This window comes from Stenotrophomonas sp. GD04024, from assembly GCF_029837545.1.
GTDB lineage: Bacteria > Pseudomonadota > Gammaproteobacteria > Xanthomonadales > Xanthomonadaceae > Stenotrophomonas > Stenotrophomonas forensis.
In genome coordinates this window covers 37,642-54,716 of sequence record NZ_JAOEDV010000004.1, presented here as the reverse complement: position 1 = coordinate 54,716, position 17,075 = coordinate 37,642, and the positions used below count along the sequence as shown (strand labels likewise).

At 62.1% G+C, this 17,075-nt stretch carries 15 protein-coding genes, 1 pseudogene and 1 other annotated feature; of the genes and pseudogenes, 5 read left to right on the top strand and 11 right to left on the bottom strand.

Annotated features, from left to right (window positions below; all coding sequences use genetic code 11):
* Positions 1–51 precede the first annotated feature (51 nt).
* From sufC to N7590_RS02180, 3 genes are read left to right on the top strand one after another with little or no spacing between them, the layout of a single operon-like run.
* Positions 52–816 carry a Fe-S cluster assembly ATPase SufC gene (gene sufC / locus N7590_RS02190; protein ID WP_008268735.1) on the top strand — a complete coding sequence of 255 codons (765 nt, stop codon included), beginning with the start codon at positions 52–54 and terminating at the stop codon, positions 814–816.
* A complete protein-coding gene (gene sufD / locus N7590_RS02185) occupies positions 816–2,078 on the top strand; it encodes a Fe-S cluster assembly protein SufD (RefSeq protein ID WP_164242695.1) in 1,263 nt (420 codons plus the stop codon). Before sufC ends, sufD begins: the two co-directional genes overlap by 1 nt.
* A complete protein-coding gene (locus N7590_RS02180) occupies positions 2,075–3,331 on the top strand; it encodes a cysteine desulfurase (protein WP_164242696.1) in 1,257 nt (418 codons plus the stop codon). Before sufD ends, N7590_RS02180 begins: the two co-directional genes overlap by 4 nt.
* 322 nt (positions 3,332–3,653) lie before the next feature.
* On the opposite strand, the gene N7590_RS02175 is transcribed toward N7590_RS02180, so the two are convergent.
* The 7 genes from N7590_RS02175 to N7590_RS02145 form a co-directional block, all read right to left on the bottom strand.
* Complete coding sequence (locus tag N7590_RS02175) at positions 3,654–3,923, bottom strand: hypothetical protein (protein ID WP_279935039.1); 270 nt, start codon at positions 3,921–3,923, stop codon at positions 3,654–3,656.
* Positions 3,924–4,407: 484 nt separating this feature from the next.
* Positions 4,408–4,707 (bottom strand): hypothetical protein, encoded by a 300-nt coding sequence (locus tag N7590_RS02170; RefSeq protein WP_164242366.1) that lies wholly within the window; start codon positions 4,705–4,707, stop codon positions 4,408–4,410.
* A gap of 38 nt (positions 4,708–4,745) precedes the next feature.
* Positions 4,746–5,120 carry a hypothetical protein gene (locus N7590_RS02165; protein WP_164242368.1) on the bottom strand — a complete coding sequence of 125 codons (375 nt, stop codon included), beginning with the start codon at positions 5,118–5,120 and terminating at the stop codon, positions 4,746–4,748.
* Between the two features lie 735 nt (positions 5,121–5,855).
* Entirely contained in the window at positions 5,856–6,326 is a 471-nt protein-coding gene (locus N7590_RS02160; protein WP_164242370.1) for a hypothetical protein, read from the bottom strand.
* A gap of 60 nt (positions 6,327–6,386) precedes the next feature.
* The gene (locus tag N7590_RS02155) at positions 6,387–6,872 is read right to left on the bottom strand and encodes a hypothetical protein (protein WP_164242372.1); all 486 of its coding nucleotides are present in this window, start codon (positions 6,870–6,872) and stop codon (positions 6,387–6,389) included.
* Entirely contained in the window at positions 6,838–7,773 is a 936-nt protein-coding gene (locus N7590_RS02150) for an RHS repeat-associated core domain-containing protein (RefSeq protein WP_164242374.1), read from the bottom strand. The genes N7590_RS02155 and N7590_RS02150 overlap by 35 nt, the downstream gene beginning before the upstream one ends.
* Positions 7,774–7,776: 3 nt before the next feature.
* Positions 7,777–8,376, bottom strand: coding sequence for a hypothetical protein (locus N7590_RS02145; protein WP_279935037.1), 600 nt, complete (start codon positions 8,374–8,376; stop codon positions 7,777–7,779).
* Positions 8,377–8,381: 5 nt separating this feature from the next.
* Here N7590_RS02145 and N7590_RS02140 point away from each other — a divergent pair, with 5 nt between their 5' ends.
* Entirely contained in the window at positions 8,382–8,564 is a 183-nt protein-coding gene (locus N7590_RS02140; RefSeq protein WP_279935036.1) for a hypothetical protein, read from the top strand.
* 1 nt (position 8,565) lies between these two features.
* Here the strand turns inward: N7590_RS02140 and N7590_RS02135 are convergent.
* Positions 8,566–9,779 (bottom strand): IS3 family transposase gene (locus N7590_RS02135; RefSeq protein WP_099475609.1). Its coding sequence is split into 2 segments (ribosomal slippage): positions 8,566–9,494 and positions 9,494–9,779, totalling 1,215 coding nucleotides; the frame shifts between segments, so codons are not numbered across the junction.
* Positions 9,385–9,501: a sequence feature (AL1L pseudoknot), on the bottom strand. Its footprint overlaps the gene before it by 117 nt.
* Before the next feature lie 81 nt (positions 9,780–9,860).
* Here N7590_RS02135 and N7590_RS02130 point away from each other — a divergent pair.
* Positions 9,861–9,995, top strand: a pseudogene (locus N7590_RS02130) (cysteine desulfurase CsdA); the annotation flags it as partial.
* A gap of 244 nt (positions 9,996–10,239) precedes the next feature.
* On the opposite strand, the gene N7590_RS02125 reads toward N7590_RS02130, so the two are convergent.
* The 3 genes from N7590_RS02125 to N7590_RS02115 all read right to left on the bottom strand — a co-directional run bounded on the left by N7590_RS02125 (position 10,240) and on the right by N7590_RS02115 (position 17,066).
* Positions 10,240–10,575: a hypothetical protein gene (locus N7590_RS02125; RefSeq protein WP_164242378.1), complete on the bottom strand. Its 336-nt coding sequence runs from the start codon at positions 10,573–10,575 to the stop codon at positions 10,240–10,242.
* Between the two features lie 143 nt (positions 10,576–10,718).
* On the bottom strand, positions 10,719–11,732 hold the full coding sequence (locus tag N7590_RS02120) for an RHS repeat-associated core domain-containing protein (RefSeq protein WP_164242380.1): 1,014 nt from the start codon (positions 11,730–11,732) through the stop codon (positions 10,719–10,721).
* Between the two features lie 3 nt (positions 11,733–11,735).
* Positions 11,736–17,066, bottom strand: a complete 5,331-nt coding sequence (locus N7590_RS02115) for an RHS repeat domain-containing protein (RefSeq protein WP_164242382.1) — start codon at positions 17,064–17,066, stop codon at positions 11,736–11,738.
* Positions 17,067–17,075 lie beyond the last annotated feature (9 nt).

Here is a 17,075-nt window from a genome sequence, read left to right as displayed (position 1 = left end):
ACGCATTCCCTTTACCGGCGGGCCACGGCCCGCCCCACGGAAACCCCCACCATGCTGAAGATCGACAACCTCCACGCCCGCATCGGCGACAAGGAAATCCTCAAGGGCCTCTCGCTGGAAGTGAAGCCCGGCCAGGTGCACGCCATCATGGGCCCCAACGGCGCCGGCAAGTCCACCCTGGGCAATGTCCTGGCCGGCCGCGACGGCTACGAAGTGACCGAAGGCAGCGTGCAGTTTGAAGGCACCGACCTGCTGGATCAGGACCCGGAAGCGCGCGCCGCTGCCGGCCTGTTCCTGGCGTTCCAGTACCCGGTGGAAATCCCGGGCGTGAACAACACCTACTTCCTGCGCGCCGCGCTGAACGCCCAGCGCAAGGCACGCGGCGAAGAGGAACTCGATTCGATGCAGTTCCTCAAGCTGGTGCGGCAGAAGCTGGCCGTGCTGCACCTGAAGGACGAGCTGCTGCATCGTGGCGTCAACGAAGGCTTCTCCGGTGGCGAGAAGAAGCGCAACGAGATCTTCCAGCTGGCCGTGCTGGAGCCGAAGCTGGCGATCCTGGACGAAACCGATTCGGGCCTGGACATCGACGCGCTGAAGAGCGTGGCCGACGGCGTCAACGCGCTGCGCGCCGCCGATCGCTCGTTCCTGGTCATCACCCACTACCAGCGCCTGCTGGACTACATCAAGCCGGACGTGGTGCACGTGCTGGCCGACGGCCGCATCGTCAAGAGCGGTGGCCCGGAACTGGCGCTGGAACTGGAAGCGCACGGCTACGATTTCCTCAAGGATCGCGTGGTGCGCGAGGCGGCGGTCTGATGAGCGCGCTGCTCGACTCGATGGCCCAGGCCTTCTGCGGCAGCGATGCGCGCCGCGAAGTGCTGGACGCGGCCCTGCGCGACGGCCTGCCGGCCGCCCGCAACGAAGCCTGGAAGTACACCTCGCTGCGCCAGCTGGAACGCCGTGCGTTCGCAGCGGCGCCGCTGCAGGGCCCGGCGCTGGACGCCACGCTGCTGGAGGACATCCCGGCGCCGCGCCTGGTGTTCGTCAACGGTCGCCTCGATGCCGCGCTGAGCGACGTGCAGGCGCTGCCGGCCGGCGTACAGCTGCAGCCGCTGTCGGCCGCGCTGGCCGACGGCGAGGATGCGGTGCGTTTCCTCGGCCGCCGCTACGAGCGCAGCGAAGAGATCTTCGCCCGCCTCAACGCCGCCCTGGCCGATGAAGGCGTGGTGCTGCGCGTCGACGAAGGCGTGCAGGTGGACGTACCGCTGCAGCTGGTGTTCGCCAGCGTGGCCGGCGAAACCGACCTGGCCTGGCACCACCGCCACCTGATCGAACTGCGTGCCGGCGCCAGCCTCGGCGTGGTCGAGCACCGCTTCAGCGTGGGCGATTCGGCCCACCTGGACAACACCGTGCTGCACGCCCACGTCGCCCGCGATGCCGTGCTCAAGCACGCCCGCGTGCAGGCCGGCAGCGCGCGCCAGACCAGCTTCCTGCGCACCGACGCGGTGCTGGCCCGCGATGCGCAGTACCACCGCGTCGATCTGGAACTGGGTGCCGCGCTCAGCCGCCATGAACTGAACGTGCGCCTGGAAGGCGACAACGCCCAGCTGACCGCCAACGGCGTGCTGCTCGGCAACGGCCGCCGCCACGTCGAAACCCGCCTGGGCATCGACCACATCGCGCGCGATACCGCCTGCGAACTGCTGTGGCGCGGCGTCGCGGCCAATCGCAGCCGCGTGGTGTTCCACGGTGGCATCCAGATCCGCGAAGGCGCCGACGGCACCGACGCGAACCTGTCCAACAAGAACCTGCTGCTGTCGGCCGACGCCGAGATCGACACCCAGCCGACGCTGGTGATCGACGCCGATGAAGTGAAGGCCGCGCACGGCGCAACCGTCGGCCAGCTCGATGCCAACGCGCTGTTCTACCTGCGCTCGCGCGGGCTGCCGCAGGCCCAGGCGCAGGCGCTGCTGAGTGCCGCGTTCTGCCATGAACCGCTGAAGATCCTGCCGGAAGCACTGCGCGAGCAGCTGGCACGCCGCCTGGACAAGGCGCTGGTCGAGGCGGGTGTGGCATGAACCTGTCCACGCCGCGCCCGATCGAAGAACGCACCGGCGCCCCCGACTGGGACCGCGTCCGCCTCGACTTCCCGCTGCTGATGCGCGAAGTGCATGGCAAGCCGCTGGTCTATTTCGACAATGCCAACACCGGCCAGAAGCCGGTGCAGGTGATCGGCGCGGTGGACGAGTTCTACCGCCGCTACAACGCCAATGTCAGCCGCGCGGTGCATGTACTGGGCAGCGAAGCCACCGATGCCTACGAAGGTGCGCGCAACAAGCTGGCGCGCTTCCTCAACGTGCGCCCCAGCGATCTGGTGCTGTGCAGCGGCACCACCTTCGCCATCAACCTGGTGGCCTACTCGTGGGCGCTGCCGCGGCTGAAGGCCGGTGACGTGATCCTGGTGTCGCGCATGGAGCACCACGCCAACATCGTGCCGTGGCAGCTGGTCGCCCAGCGTACCGGCGCGACCATCCGCGTGGCCGAGATCACCCCCGACGGCGCACTGGACCTGGATGCGCTGCGCGCAGCGATGACCCCCGAGGTCAAGCTGCTGGCGGTCACCCACGTCTCCAACGTGCTGGGCACGGTCAATCCGGTGCGCGAGATCTGCCGCGAAGCGCGCAAGCGCGGCATCATCACCGTGGTCGATGGCTCGCAGGCCGTGCCGCACCGCAAGGTGGACGTGGCCGCGATCGGTTGTGACTTCTACGCCATCACCGGCCACAAGATGTGTGGCCCCACCGGCACCGGCGCACTGTGGGCGCGCCGCGAGCACCTGGACGCGATGCCGCCGTTCCTCGGTGGCGGCGAAATGATCAAGGAAGTCAGCTTCGACGGCACCGTGTTCAACGATGCCCCGCACAAGTTCGAAGCCGGCACTCCGAACATCGCCGGATTCATCGGCCTGGGCGTGGCCGCCGACTACCTGCAGCAGCTGGGCCAGGAGAACGTGGAAGCACGCGAAGCCGAACTGCTGGCGCACTTCACCGAAGAGCTGCGCCGCGTCGACGGCCTGCGCATCATCGGCGAAGCGCCGGAGAAGGCCGCGGTGGTCTCGTTCCTGATCGATGGCGCGCATGCCCACGATCTGGCCACCCTGCTGGATCTGGAAGGCGTAGCCGTGCGCTCCGGCCAGCACTGCGCGCATCCGCTGCTGCAGTACTTTGGCGTAGCCGCTACCTGCCGTGCGTCGCTGGCGTTCTACAACACGCACGCCGAGATCGAGCGGTTCATGACTGCGCTGACGAAGGTGCGGAAGTTGCTGGGGTGAGATACCTGGCGAAGCTCGGGATAGATGAAAACGCCGCAGGAAACTGCGGCGTTTTTTGTTGCGCGCTGGACGCAGGCAAGCAGAGGCGTGACTGAGAAACGCTGAGTGATGCCAGGAACTGGCAATTTCACCGCAATGCCGATCCATCCCTCATCAACGGCCTTGAGGCACCCTCCTCTAAACGCCGGAAAGCCTGGATACCACGCAGGCAATCAAGAACAAGTACATCATCACAACGCCCCTCAGCCCCACCTTTCACTCAAATGGAGCGCCGACGCCTTGGAGCTACAGAAAAGCGAAGACATCAATCGAATATCCCAACTCACGCCCCACCCCAGTCCTCGACAATCTTCTCGACTGCCAATATCTGATCCTGCGCATAGGATTCATCCCGGAAACGGATGTCAGCATCGTCAAGATAATGCCATATCAAATGCGGGACATCTATCCCACAAATGCTTGACTGAAGGGCTCGCTTAAGCGCCTCGGCCCTCGTATACCAGGCAGAGACTTGTTCCGCAGAAGCAGGTTCGGATTCCAGCAACATCCGCAGGCAGGCAGCAGCGGACTTCTCTTCATCAGCAGCACTCACCGGGGCACCTGTTTCCTTATCCACCGAGGATCAAACAATACAAGATCAGCAGCCTCACCGCGGCCTGCAGACCCAAGATTATTGTGCAGAATCGAAGTGCTCCCACTATTGAAAGGGTGAAGGTGAAGGCGCTCCACGCATCTGCGGTTCCGCGAGCGATCGGACGTGAGGCGGCCGCCAGCTTTGGCGCCCTGGCATTGACGACGATTGCTGCGCCACAAATCGTCCCTGACCCCGATAGCCTCTCAGTTGAGCCCGTCGAGAGAACTTCTGTCCCGCGCTGTTTCCAGTGGTGACCAGACGGCCACATCACGGGATAAATGCAAACGCCACAGGGAATTGCGACGTCTTTTTGTTGGTGGAGCTATGCGAACACCCAGCCCGCGGAAGCACTGCCGCTGCCAGCCACGGACCCACGCATCGAGCACAGGGTGCCTCGTATGCGCGCACCCGACATCACCGACACCCCTGACGATATTTCCCATCACCCAACAAGCATCGAGAGGCCGCAGGCCACCAAGAGCATATAGGTCGCGACGACAGCCCTCAGCATCCACCGCTCCCCCTGCGTGATCATCTGACCTTTACCGGAAAGCGCAAGAAATCCAATTCCGCGCAGGCACCGAAACCACCAATCAATTCTGATGATGCCGACTGCCTCAAGCACTTCCGGCCGCTCCCGCTCCATCTTCAGCAGCATCCGGTGCGCCGCAAATCCATTCACCCACATGCCTCCCAGAATGAAGGAAGAGCAGACAGGATAGCTCTCAATAATGCCTGCCACTTAGTTCCCCCAGAAGAAAATGTGAACTTCATTCAACCTTAATTACCGCTCCATACCGAATCGCAAAGCGCCACGGCGAGAATTATCATGAAGGAAATCATCCCCAGATGTAGGAAACGACTCGCAAGCCGGTGCGAATCACAGACATCCTTGCTCAAGAGCACTCCATCCAAGCGCCCTTCCCTTACCGCACGCAGTTGCCTGTATGTCGTGTCGAATGATGCCAGACTTCTTCCGGACAACTCAGGGTGATCGCGCCGCAAACGCATCTTGAATTCATTACAGAAATAGAAGTATGCCGGATAGAAGATCAGAATCCCAACGATTGAGAAGAAGAAGAGCCAGCTCATAGCCCTATGATTGCCCATGCTGCGCCGCTGCACGACGAACGCGAACGACATCTGCAGAGGCATGCAATGTACTATCGGCACCCGCCTCGGACACCAGCAGAATCAATCCTGTTATCAAAAACTGCTTCATCGGAGGCGAGTTCGATACCTGGAATTCACTTCAGATCTTCGAGATCAACGGACACGTCTCCGAAAGTCGCTTTTGGAATCGGACCAGGGACTCTCAAAGATTGAACGTCAAGTGGGGCGTGCATTTCGCCGAGAAGAAGATCATCCGTCGACCCGTCCGTCCTCCTAAGCCTGAAAACCCCAGTCACTGATACCCACGAATAGGCATACCGATCAAACACGCCACGCTGGAGATCTATTGGGCCCCTGATACGAACTTCGGTCTCATCGGTCACTCCAGCCTCGAACAGCTCCTTGCTGGAGCTCAATACAAAGTGCCCCCGACTAACTCCGAGATAGCCCTCCATGCGTATCGATTTCCCATCGAATAGCCGAGGAGTGGCAGCCAGCGCCCGGAAGCTGACTCGACAAGCTGGATTCTGGCCGATCCCACAGCCCTTTGCGGGCACTGCCTGCCCTCCTTCCTGAAGACCGCAACCGACCGCGGGAATCGTCAAGAAGAAGGCCACACAAAGCTGATAATTTAGTCTCACTTTTCCTCCAGCTCGAAACTCTCGCTGTTGGCAGGCGGCAACGCAGCATCCGCAGTTGCCGCCACCGCGCGCCGCAGTAGCGTAGGGGCCGACATTGCAGTCGAACCGCGTTACCCACCCGCCACCACTGCTGCTTTCAATCAGGAAAACCCACCCCGCAGGGCGGAATTCCGATCCGCTCATGGCGCAATCTCTGAAGATCCATCTCCATCAATGCGCGCGTAGACTCCGGGGGATCAAGACGCAAGCCCTGCTCAAGGATCTGCATCGCACGTTTGCAATCTCCCCTGCCCTGTTCCATAGATAGAAACAGTGCCAATCGCTGCATTGCACTGACATCCATTCTCGCGGCGCCCTCCTCAAGCCAGTAGCGATACCGCTCCATATCGCCACGTGTCGAATAGTGCCATTCGAGCTTTAGGCGGGCCTCTACTCCCCCTTTTTCAGCCATCGAAATCTGACGTTTCAGATCTTCTTCGGAAAGGACCAAGCTTCGCGCGTCTTCATGCTTCTCATTTCGGGAGAACCGCTCACCCGGAGGCTCCCCGTTACCGCAGCCAACAAGCAGCAAAGACAAAGCAAAAATTCTCGCCTCACGCATTGCCATGCTCCGCCGGCAATTCTAAATGCAGCATCCATCCACTCAGGAGATTCAGCTACGGACGCATCACTTGGAAAGGTTAACCGCAGCAACATCGTAAACCTTGGCGTCAGCAATGACGGCCGAGCAACTCTTGCGAGACGCGTCCAGCATAACTTTTCCAGAAACAGTCGCAAAATAGACGCCATGCCGCCTTTTAACGAGGCCCCAGTCTATGGTTTCCTTCTCAGTCCACACGATGATGCAACTATACATATCGGTGCGATTTGGAAGATCGGGCCCAGGATAGAAAACGACACCCCTATCGTTCTCATAAAGCATAAACCCGCTGGTCTCCACCTCCACCGAATCCAACTTCTCGGGGTCAACAATGATCCTGGCAATAGGTACGCCGCATAGCTTCTTGAGCTCTCTGGAAACGATCTCGTTGCAGCGATTCTTTACAATTGAATCCCCTGAAGCCGAAGCCCCTCCACTTGACAAGGACCAACCCACCAGCACTAGAAAGGCAGCCGACCTAAAGTATCTTCTCAAAATGTCCTGCATAGACACGCTCCGCTCCTGAGGCTTCACCTGCGGCTCGCCAAGCCTTTTGATTAAACCAAACAATCCGCCCATCCGGCCTGGCAACATAGCTATCCACTCTTTTTCCAAAGGATCTCGCGATGTCGTGGTCATCCGTCATCCCAACATAATTGAATTTTCCTGAAGCGGCATATGCACCATTTCCGCTGTGTAGATTGTTCTCCGGATGAGTGTGCAGCATTGCCCTCAACTTGTAGGCACCGCTGTAAGGAACTATGGACGCGGAGCCACTTGAAGAGCCAGCACCCCAGTCCATGACCCTGAAATCTCGCGGATTCCTCTCCTCCATGTTCGCGAAGACCTCCCTGCCAGAAGCCTCCTGAAGCGGTATGGCTTTGTCCGAAAAATATCTTGCCGCACCTTCCGGACTTGAATGTGGCAATGCCTTTGATACCTTCTCCAGATTTGTCAACTCTGCTTTGAGGCGAGTGTCGTTCATGCATATCTTCGTTCCCAGCTTGGCAGCACAGCGACCATCTGGATCGACAAATCTATAAGGATTGCTTCTTGCATACCCATAGCGAGCACCACCGCCGTCAAGCGAACTGACAGGATCGACTGACAGAAATGATCCACCCTCCGGATCATAGTACCGCTGCTGCATATAACTCAGCCCCGTCTCCGAGTCCGTCACATGCCCGGTATACCCCGGCCCATCCGTCAACGGCCGGTTGACCACCGCGCCATACGGCTCGTACACCGTACGCTCGATCACCTGGCCATTGGCATCGGTGATCGCCACCGGTGATCCCAGTGCATCGGTGTGGATGTACTCGACAACCTCCTGGGCAACCGCCGGCGCCGAACAGGCCACCAGCACCACCAGCGCGAGTACCGCTCGATTCAACAGCAAAGAGAGTCCGTTCATGGCTTAGTCCCAGCTCAGTACACCGCGGGTGACCGGCCGTTCGGCCGACCAGGGGGAACACCCACCTGCATTGCAGGCACGCACGCGATACTCGTTTGCACAGTAGGCACTGCCACCACTATTCACATAGATTGATGGCCCCGTGTACAGACGCTTGCCATCTCCGCCGCTCTCAAGTTGATACTCGGTTGCATCTGCTACTGCGATCCACCCTGCGGAGCACTGCACCTGATAGGGCGGACGACGCGTGGTCAACCATTCCGCCACATTGAGGCTCGTCGCCCCCGGCGGCAGCACCACCGCTACCGTCACGACTCCCGAATACGGGCTGCACCCGACAAAATTGCAGGCTCTCACCCGATACGCATAGCTGCCCTTGCCACGGCTGGCACCAAAGCTGTTCGCAGCGCCGTTGTGCATCACCGTCCAGCCACCACCGTTGGCACTCTCTTCCAGCACGAAGCTCTCGCTGTTGGCGGGCGCCGACCAGCTCAGGCTGTACTGCGGCACGTTGACCAGGCCCGGCGCACTGATCACCGACTCGATCGCCGGCGGCCCGATCACCGCTCCTGCAGCTGCCCGGCCAGGAGAACGTGGAAGCATGCGAGTTGGAACTACTGGCACACTTCACCGGAGAGCTGCGGCGCCTCGTCGGCCTGCGCATTATCGGCGAAGCGCGGGGGAAGGCCGCCGTCGTCTGGCCTCTGATCGGCGGCGAGCACGTGCATGAACAACTGGCGCCCCTGCTCGATCTGAACCGCCCCGGGTTCCCCGGAGACTCCGGGCCTTGAGTCACGCCGTGGTGGCGGACTCACGTTGTTGATAGTAGTTGCGTTCGGCTTCCGCTGGCGGGATGTGGCCGATCGGCCCCAGCAGGCGGCGATGGTTGAACCAGTCGACCCAACGCAGCGTGGCCAGTTCGAGTGCCTCGCGGGTCGGCCAGGATCGGCGATGCACGACTTCGGCCTTGTACAGGCCGTTGATGGTCTCGGCCAATGCATTGTCGTAACTGTCACCCACGCTGCCGACAGAGGGTTCAAGGCCTGCCTCGGCGAGGCGCTCGGTATAGCGGATCGAGACATACTGGGTGCCGCGATCGCTGTGGTGCACAAGGCGATCGTGCGGACGACGTGCATGCAACGCCTGCTCGAGTGCGTCGAGCACGAACTGCGTCTGCTGGTGCGAGGACAGCTTCCAACCGACGATCCGGCGTGCGTACACGTCGATGACGAAGGCCACGTAGGCAAAGCCCTGCCAGGTCGAAACGTAGGTGTAGTCGCTGACCCACAACTGGTCCGGGCGTTCGGCGCGGAATTTCCGGTTCACCAGGTCACGCGGACACGGGCGAGCCGGATCGGGCACCGTGGTGCGCACCGGTTTGCCGCGGATAACGCCGGCGATGCCGAGCTTGCGCATCAGGCGCTCGACCGTGCACCGCGCCACGTACTCCCGCTCTCGCCGCAGCTGACGCCAGATCTTCTGCGCGCCATAGACGCACCAGTTCTCGTGCCAGACCCGTTCGATGTGCGGCAGCAACCGCGCATCGCGTCGCGCACGTGCCGAGGCCTTCAGCGGGTCGGCACTGCGGGCTGCATGCAGGTAGTACGTCGACGGGGCGATCGGCAGCACCTTGCAGATCGGCTCGACCCCGTAGACATCGCGGTGTGTGTCGATGAACGCCTTCACGGCTTGAATCGGCGGTCGAGCTCCGCCTGGGCAAAATACGCAGACGCCTTGCGCAGGATCTCGTTGGCCTGCCGCAGCTCGCGCACTTCGCGTTCCAGCGCCTTGATCCGGGCCTGCTCCTCGCTCGTCAGGCCAGGCCGCAGGCCCTGATCACGCTCGGCACGCCGTACCCAGTTGCGCAACGACTCGGACGTGCAGCCGATCTTGCCGGCAATCGACTCGATCGCCGCCCACTGCGAACTGTGCGTGTCCTGGTGCTCCAGCACCATTCGCACCGCGCGCTCACGCACTTCCGGGGAATACTTCGATCCTCTACTCATGACTCCATCCTCTCAAGTGATGGAGCCTCCGGAAAAGCCGGGGCGGTTCAATCTGAAAGGATGAAGGTGAGATTGAGCCCGCACTGCGCGCGCCCGCCGATGCAGTACTTCAGCGTCGCGGCCACCTGCCGTACCTCGCTGGCGTCCTACAAGACGCACGGCAAGGTCAAGCGATTCATGGCGACGTTGGCGAAGGTACGGAAGTTGCTGGGATGAGTTTTCAGCAGCAGCCGAGCAAGACGAGAACGCCGCGGAAGACCGCGGCGTTTCTGTTTCTAACGACTGCCCAGATTGACTCACTGGATGACGGGCGTAAAAGGAGGCTTGCGGAGGAAGAACACAAGCACCAACCAATGCAATTCTGCATAGAACGCCCAAGAGACGAGCACTTCCATCATGCACCAGACGAGCAAGGACAAGCTGCGCCCAGCACCTGTCACCAACCCAATCGACTCATTCGCTATAAACCCAAATGAACGCCTTCCATTACCCCCATCCGATCTACGTCCACTGGAGCACTTGGGGACTTGGGAGCACCATCGCGATTCCAACGAAACGTGCCAGTCACCCGCAAGAATTTCTCCTCCCCACCTTCACCCGAAGGAATTTCTCGAAAGGCACCCGGGCTTGATTCTGGATATGCCACCAATGAACTGAATGAATCCCTTGCGTCCAATTCATCACGCGAGGGAAAGAGCAAGATCACACCATTGACCTGATCTATCCATGCATGGAAAGAAACCAATCGTCCGTCAAATTTCTCTGGCTGAGACAATAGCGCAGACATCGTGGTCATGCACGTTTCAGACCCTAACTCATTGCCACGAAGTTTACAGGCGCTTGGAGCTCCCGCGGCGCCCCCTTCCTGACTGGATGAAGAACAAGCACCAAGGATAAAGACTAGCGCAACAACTGCAAACCAACGGCGTTCGGGATCCATTATTTCACCTTAAAGAAGTAGTCTTCGGCCGCGATGTACGCGCCAGGGCTCGTTCTAGCATTGACTGCTCCATTCATACCCCTGAAGTCGAATCCCATAACGGAACCGCTAGGAGTGGCCACATAGCTGTTAACACCTGCAGATCTTGCTCTCTCCAGATCACCTCGGTAGAGACTTCCCTCCCATCGACCACCGCAGAAGCAGGATCCCTTCCAGTAGCTGAACGCCTTATTCACTGGATGCGTATGAGCAATGGCTACCCTGACACCTGGGCCTGCGTAATTGTTTTGCCCTTGAACGACGCTACCTGCTCCAGCGCCGGCAGTGGCGTCGCCCAAAGCAAAATTGACAGCTGTGTAAGACTGGTCAGAAAGTTGCGCTATATCGGCCCCTACTTCCAAATTGGTCGCAATCGTTACAGGCCTCGCAACTTCCGCAAAGTATCTGGCAGATCTAGCCTCCGAACTTTGTCGGTTAGGAATATTGTTCGCCCTGTCGATGTACGCTTGCGGATCCCTCTTGATCGCCGCCAGTTGCCCGCGAGATAGACTTTTGCCGCCTGCATTCTCGGTCATTCTGCAGTCCCAGTCCTTCCCGCACGCTCTCCTTCCATCAGGGTCGATTAGGCTATATGGGTTTGCATTTGCATACCGATACCGACCGAAAGCATTCACCGAACTTTGGAAAGCCGAAACCGGGTCAACGCTCAGGAAAGCCCCTAACGCCGGATCCATGTACCGCTGCTGCATATAACTCAGCCCCGTCTCCGAATCCATCACATGCCCGGTGTACCCCGGCCCATCCGTCAACGGCCGGTTGACCACCGCGCCATACGGCTCATACACCGTGCGCTCGATCACCTGGCCATTGGCATCGGTGATCGCCACCGGTGATCCCAGTGCATCGGTGTGGATGTACTCGACAACCTCCTGGGCAATCGCCGGCGCCACACCGGCCGCCAGCACCACCAGCGCGAGTAACGCTCGATTCAACAGCAAAGAGAGTCCGTTCATGGCTTAGTCCCAGCTCAGTACACCGCGGGTGACCGGCCGTTCGGCCGACCACGGGGAACACCCACCTGCATTGCAGGCACGCACGCGATACTCATGCGCGCAGTACGTCCCGCCGCTGTCATTCACGTAGGTTGAGGGGCCCGTGTACAGACGCTGGCCACCACCGCCGCTCTCAAGCTGATACTCCGTTGCGTCTGCCACCGGACTCCATCCTGCGGAGCACTGCACCTGATAGGGCGGCCTGCGTGTCGTCAGCCACTCCGCCAGATAGAGGCTCGTCGCCCCCGGCGGCAGCACCACCGCCACCGTCACGACTCCCGAATACGGGCTGCATCCGACGAAATTGCAGGCCCTCACCCGATACGCATAGCTGCCCTTGCCACGGCTGGCGCCAAAGCTGTTCGCAGCGCCGTTGTGCACCACCGTCCAGCCACCACCGTTGGCACTCTCTTCCAACACGAAGCTCTCGCTGTTGGCGGGCACCGACCAGCTCAGGCTGTACTGCGGCACGTTGACCAGGCCCGGCGCACTGATCACCGGCTCGATGGCCGGCGGCCCGATCACCCCCACCGATGCCGTGCCCGACCACGGACCGCAGCCGGCGCCATTGCAGGCGGCAACGCGGTAGCCGTAGTTGCCGACACCGCGTGCCGCAGTGGCGTAGGAGCCGGCATCACCGTCGAACAGCGTCACCCATCCGCCACCATTGCTGCTTTCCTGCAGCGTGTAGCGCGTGGCGCCGGCCACCCCGTTCCAGCCAATGCCGATGCTGCCCGGTGCGGAACGTGCCGGTGCCGAAATGCCCGGCGCGCCTGCAGGCGGATACACCACGGTCACCGCCGCACTGGCGCTGTAGGCGGTGCATCCCACCGGATTGCAGGCGCGGACACGATAGCCGTAGCTGCCCGCACCCTTGCCGCTGAAGTCCCTGGATTGACCCGCGGCATTGTGCACCTGGGTCCAGGCGCCACCATTGGCGCTCTCCTCCAGCTCATAACGCTCGGCACCGGACGCCACAGACCAGCTCACGCCGTAACTTCCATTGAAGGCCGTCGCCGGCACGCTCAGGGCCGGCACTGTGGACGGCGCCAGCGCCACCGCAACCGAAGCGACGTTGCTCCACTCACCACATACCGCGCGGCAACCGCGCACGCGGAACTGGTAGGTACCGGTCGCCAGGCCGGTGCTGGTGAACGATTGCGCCGCGCCGTCGAAGACGATGCTCCAGGCACCGGCCAGCGCACGCTGCAGTTCATAGCGGTTGGCCCCGCCGGCCGGGCTCCAGGTCAGGTTCACGCTGCCTTCGGTAATGTAGCCGGGCGCGCTCAGCGCAGGCGCCGCGGGGGCTGCTGCGCCGTGCACCTGGGCCACCAGGCTGCCGGACAGGTACAGGTAGTCGGTCTGCTTGCCGGTGCGCTCATTGCGCTGGAAACGCAGCACGCCGCCGTTGTCGTAGAACGAGTAGATCGCCCCCTTGCCACTGGCGCTGGCCTTCACCCGGCGACCATGGGCGTCGTACTCGTAGCTCTCCGCCGCGCCCGCATCCCGCAGGCGATTGCCATAGTCGAACGAGAATGCCTGGCCGTTGCGGACCGACAGGTTGCCCTGCACGTCGTAGCCCAGGCCCGTCACGGTGGCCCCCGTCCCGGTTTCGATCACGTTGACCAGGCGATTGCTCGGATCGAAGTAGTGCGTACGATCGCGGCTGCCGACCCTGGCACGGCGCAGGTTGTCCAGTGCGTCGTACTCGTACAGCGCATTGCCGAAGCCCGGCGCGGTCACCGTACGCAACCGGTCCAGGCCGTCATAGGTCATGTCACGGTTGCCGGGTGCGCCCGGCAGGCCGTCGGAGATGGCCATCACATTGCCACCGGCATCGTAATCGTAGCTGTCATCGAGCACCGCGGCCGCAGCGGTGGCATCGCGGCTGCGCTCGGGCAGCCCACGGGCATTCTGGGTCAGGGTATGCGCGATGCCGTTGCCGTAAACGAATCGCGCCAGCGCGCCATTGGCAAAATAGCTGGCGCTGTTTGCGTAACCGCCGACCGCTGTAGCCCGCCCCAGCGCATCCGGGGCATAGCTGACGACGCGTCCGCCCGGGTAAGTGTTGCTGGCCAGCGTGCCGTTGGCATCGTAGCCGTACGCCAGACTCAGGTTGCCCAGATCCGGATGCTGCAGCGTCTCGCTGCTGAGCAGGCGTCTGCGATTGTATTGATAGCGGTTGACGACCATCGGCCGGGCCGGGTCGTTCTGCGTACTGATTTCCGCGGGCAAGGCATCCGGCGTGTAGGACCAGCGCTGGTTTCCGCGCCCATCCGGGAACGTCAGGGTCGACAGTCGATTGGCGGCATCGTAGCTGCGCACCACCACACGGCCGCTGGCAAAGGCCTCACTGCGATTGCAGTCGGCCGCGCTGCCCAGGCCGGTCCCGGCTGCGGACCACAGCACGTTGCCGGCCGCATCATAGTCCTGCACCGTCGCGCCGGTTTCCGGTTCGATGGTCTTGCACAGCTGCTGGTAACCGTCATAGACGTAGCGGCGGGTCAACGCTTGGCTGCCATCGGCCGTGCGGCGGGTGATCGCCAACGGCTTGCCCAGCGTGTCACGCTGGATCTCGGTCACCACGCCTTCCGGATGCTGAAGCGTCAGTGGCATCTCATAGCTGGGCTGATCGTAGGCGAGATGTCGCGTGGTGGTGGCCTGCCCGCGCGGGTTGGTCACCTTCACCGACACGTTGCCCACATACTCGGTGCGCGTTACCAGATCGCCGAGTTCGGACGATTGGCTGACCACCACCGGCCGGCCCAACGCGTCGTACTGCGTCGTGGTGCCCGTCATTGCTGCATTGATGTCGGTGAGCTGTCGCGTGGGGTACGACGCAAACACCGTCTTGCCACTGCTGTCGTAGCGGGTCACCACCGCACTGTCGAGCGCGTTGTTGGCATTCTCGGTGACCAGTACCGGGCGGAACATGGCGTCCAGATAGGTGTCGGTACGGCGTCCGCCCTGGGTACGGGAGTGCTTCCACGCGCCGGCCGGCACACCCAGCTGGGCACCGCCCAGCCGCTGCAGGTCCATGGTCACACCGTTCCAGTTCACTTCATCGCCACCTGGGAACTGCTGGCTGCGCAGCCGCCCCATGCTGTCGTAGCTGAAGCTGGTGGTTGCGCCGACTTCATCGGTCAGTGAAGCGATCCAACCATTGTCATCGACGGCAACGGTACGCACCGCGCCATTGGGCGCCTCGGGTGTGGCTGGCATGCGCAGCTGCTGCGGGATGCCGCGCTTCCATCCAGACAGGTGACTGGTATTGCCACGGCCGTCGGCCACCGATGCCACCGTACCGTCGGCGGCATAGGTCACCTGCTGCGCCAGGCGGCCGAATGCATAGGCGCGCAGCGGCAGCGCATTGGCCGGGTCGAACTCGGTGCGCGACTCCTCGATGCCGTTGAGCAGGCTGCGCGCCACCTGGCCATTCACCCACAGGGCGGCATTGTCGTAATAGCCGGTCGTCCGGGTCCGGCTCTGGCCGGCGGAATTCCCTTCGTCCACCGTGACCTCGCGGACGAAGGCATCAAAGGCCTGTACGGTGCGGGTGAACTGCACGCCGTCCTGGTTCACGACCGTGCTCTGGACCGGCCGATTCAGATGTTCCCCAAGTTCGGTCGCCCCGTACTTGAGATTCCGTCCCGCCTCACGCGGAAACGGTGCATTGGCAATCTGCGCATCCGGGTAATAGTTGTTGCGCTCCGTGCGGACCACAGTGCCGCCAGCGCTGGTACTGGTCGACAGCAGCAGACCGTCGTTGTAGCCGACTTCCTTGCCGAATTCGTATGTCCGGATGACCCCATCGGGCAGGGTTTCAATCGTTATCTTCGGTTCCGCCTGCCCGACCGGGATCGCTGGCCAGCCGGCCTGGTCAACCCGCCTGTCGTACTCCCAAGCCAGGTTGGTGTACTGATAGCTCCATTGCGCCGTGGGCATCCCCGGACCGCTGATCCGCTTTGCCACCAGCGACATCGCGTCGCGGTAGATGGGCGTGAGGTTCCACCCATCGGCCAGCAGCTGGTCGTCGCCGGACGTCTGGCAATTGAAGGGCACGTTCTTGCGCCCATGCCGGAAGGGTCGGAACACGAAGGTTCCGACGGCTCCAGAGGGATGGGTGATGGACGCCGCCACTTCGGTCTGCACGATCTTGTTCGTCTTCGCGCACAACGCCGGGACTTCCATGTAGGCCCAGACGTCCTGCCCGGTGTACTCCTGGTACTTCTTCGTCACATTGACCGGAGGCAGGTCATAGCTCCAGGCAGTGCCATCGGGCAGCGTGACCGATTGCAGCGTTCCCGCCGGCGTATAGCCGTAAGTCCAGGTACGGCCCGCCGCCAGGGCCGTTGCGATGCGCCCCTGCGAGTCATAGGTCAGGCTGATGCTGCGCCCGTCGCTGGCGATGATGCGATCCAGGCGCCCGCCGCTCCACTCATAGCGGACCCAGTTGCCGAATCGGTCGACGACCTGCGACGGATAGAGGAAGACCTTCTTCCGCTGCAGCGTCGAATGGGTGATGGTGTCGTAGGGCTGCATGACAGCCGGGTCGTTGTGGCGCGCCACCATCCAGTCGAAGTAGTACTTGGTTCCGTCCGGCGCATGCCCCAGGAAGCCTTCGCCCGGCTGGCCGCTCTTGAGGGAACTGAGGCAGGAGAAGAACCATCCGCCCTTGGTATTCCACGGGGCGGGCATGCCGAGTTGTGGGATGGGCTGGCGCGCATCTCCGCTGCCGGCAAGAACCGTTTCACCGCCGCCGCCAGGCAGTGACAACCGCACTCCTTCCCAATAGGTATGGGGTGCGAACACGGTCGTCTGGGTATGCTTGTAGTTCCATACATCCAGTGCCGGAGGTGCGGAGACGGTCGAGCAACGCGCGCTCGGTGTCCAATGACCTCCCACCGCCGTTTCCGGCTGATCTCCGTAGGTGCCCGAAAGCGACGGAATGTCCAGCGTCCAGTTTCCATACTCGTTGTCGTTTGCGCTGCCGCCGATATCTCCATAGCTGCGGCCCAGCGACACCGCCAGGCCACCGTTGCCGGGAATGGAGATATCGGTGGCACTGAAACTGACAGAGCCGTCATAGAGGTTGACCTTCTCGCCGAAGATGTCTCCCTTCAGCGGCTCGACCAGATCGCCGTATTTCAGCCGCTTGTCGTATTCCTGGCGCCAGGTGGGAACGATCTGGGCAGAGGCCAGTGCCGGCGCCAGCGACAGGGCCGTCACCATCAGCAGCAGCGAAGACCTGATCGGGCCGGCATGGCGCGAGCGGAGCGTGATGCGGAACCGCATGGGGATCCT

Bases quoted from the DNA above. Each gene is read 5' to 3' on its own strand.
- sufC (WP_008268735.1), top strand. From the start codon at position 52: ATGCTGAAGATCGACAACCTCCACGCCCGCATCGGCGACAAGGAAATC.
- sufD (WP_164242695.1), top strand. From the start codon at position 816: ATGAGCGCGCTGCTCGACTCGATGGCCCAGGCCTTCTGCGGCAGCGAT.
- N7590_RS02180 (WP_164242696.1), top strand. From the start codon at position 2,075: ATGAACCTGTCCACGCCGCGCCCGATCGAAGAACGCACCGGCGCCCCC.
- N7590_RS02165 (WP_164242368.1), bottom strand. From the start codon at position 5,120: ATGCCTCTGCAGATGTCGTTCGCGTTCGTCGTGCAGCGGCGCAGCATG.
- N7590_RS02160 (WP_164242370.1), bottom strand. From the start codon at position 6,326: ATGGCAATGCGTGAGGCGAGAATTTTTGCTTTGTCTTTGCTGCTTGTT.
- N7590_RS02150 (WP_164242374.1), bottom strand. From the start codon at position 7,773: ATGAACGGACTCTCTTTGCTGTTGAATCGAGCGGTACTCGCGCTGGTG.
- N7590_RS02145 (WP_279935037.1), bottom strand. From the start codon at position 8,376: ATGCTTCCACGTTCTCCTGGCCGGGCAGCTGCAGGAGCGGTGATCGGG.
- N7590_RS02125 (WP_164242378.1), bottom strand. From the start codon at position 10,575: ATGACCACGATGTCTGCGCTATTGTCTCAGCCAGAGAAATTTGACGGA.
- N7590_RS02120 (WP_164242380.1), bottom strand. From the start codon at position 11,732: ATGAACGGACTCTCTTTGCTGTTGAATCGAGCGTTACTCGCGCTGGTG.
- N7590_RS02115 (WP_164242382.1), bottom strand. From the start codon at position 17,066: ATGCGGTTCCGCATCACGCTCCGCTCGCGCCATGCCGGCCCGATCAGG.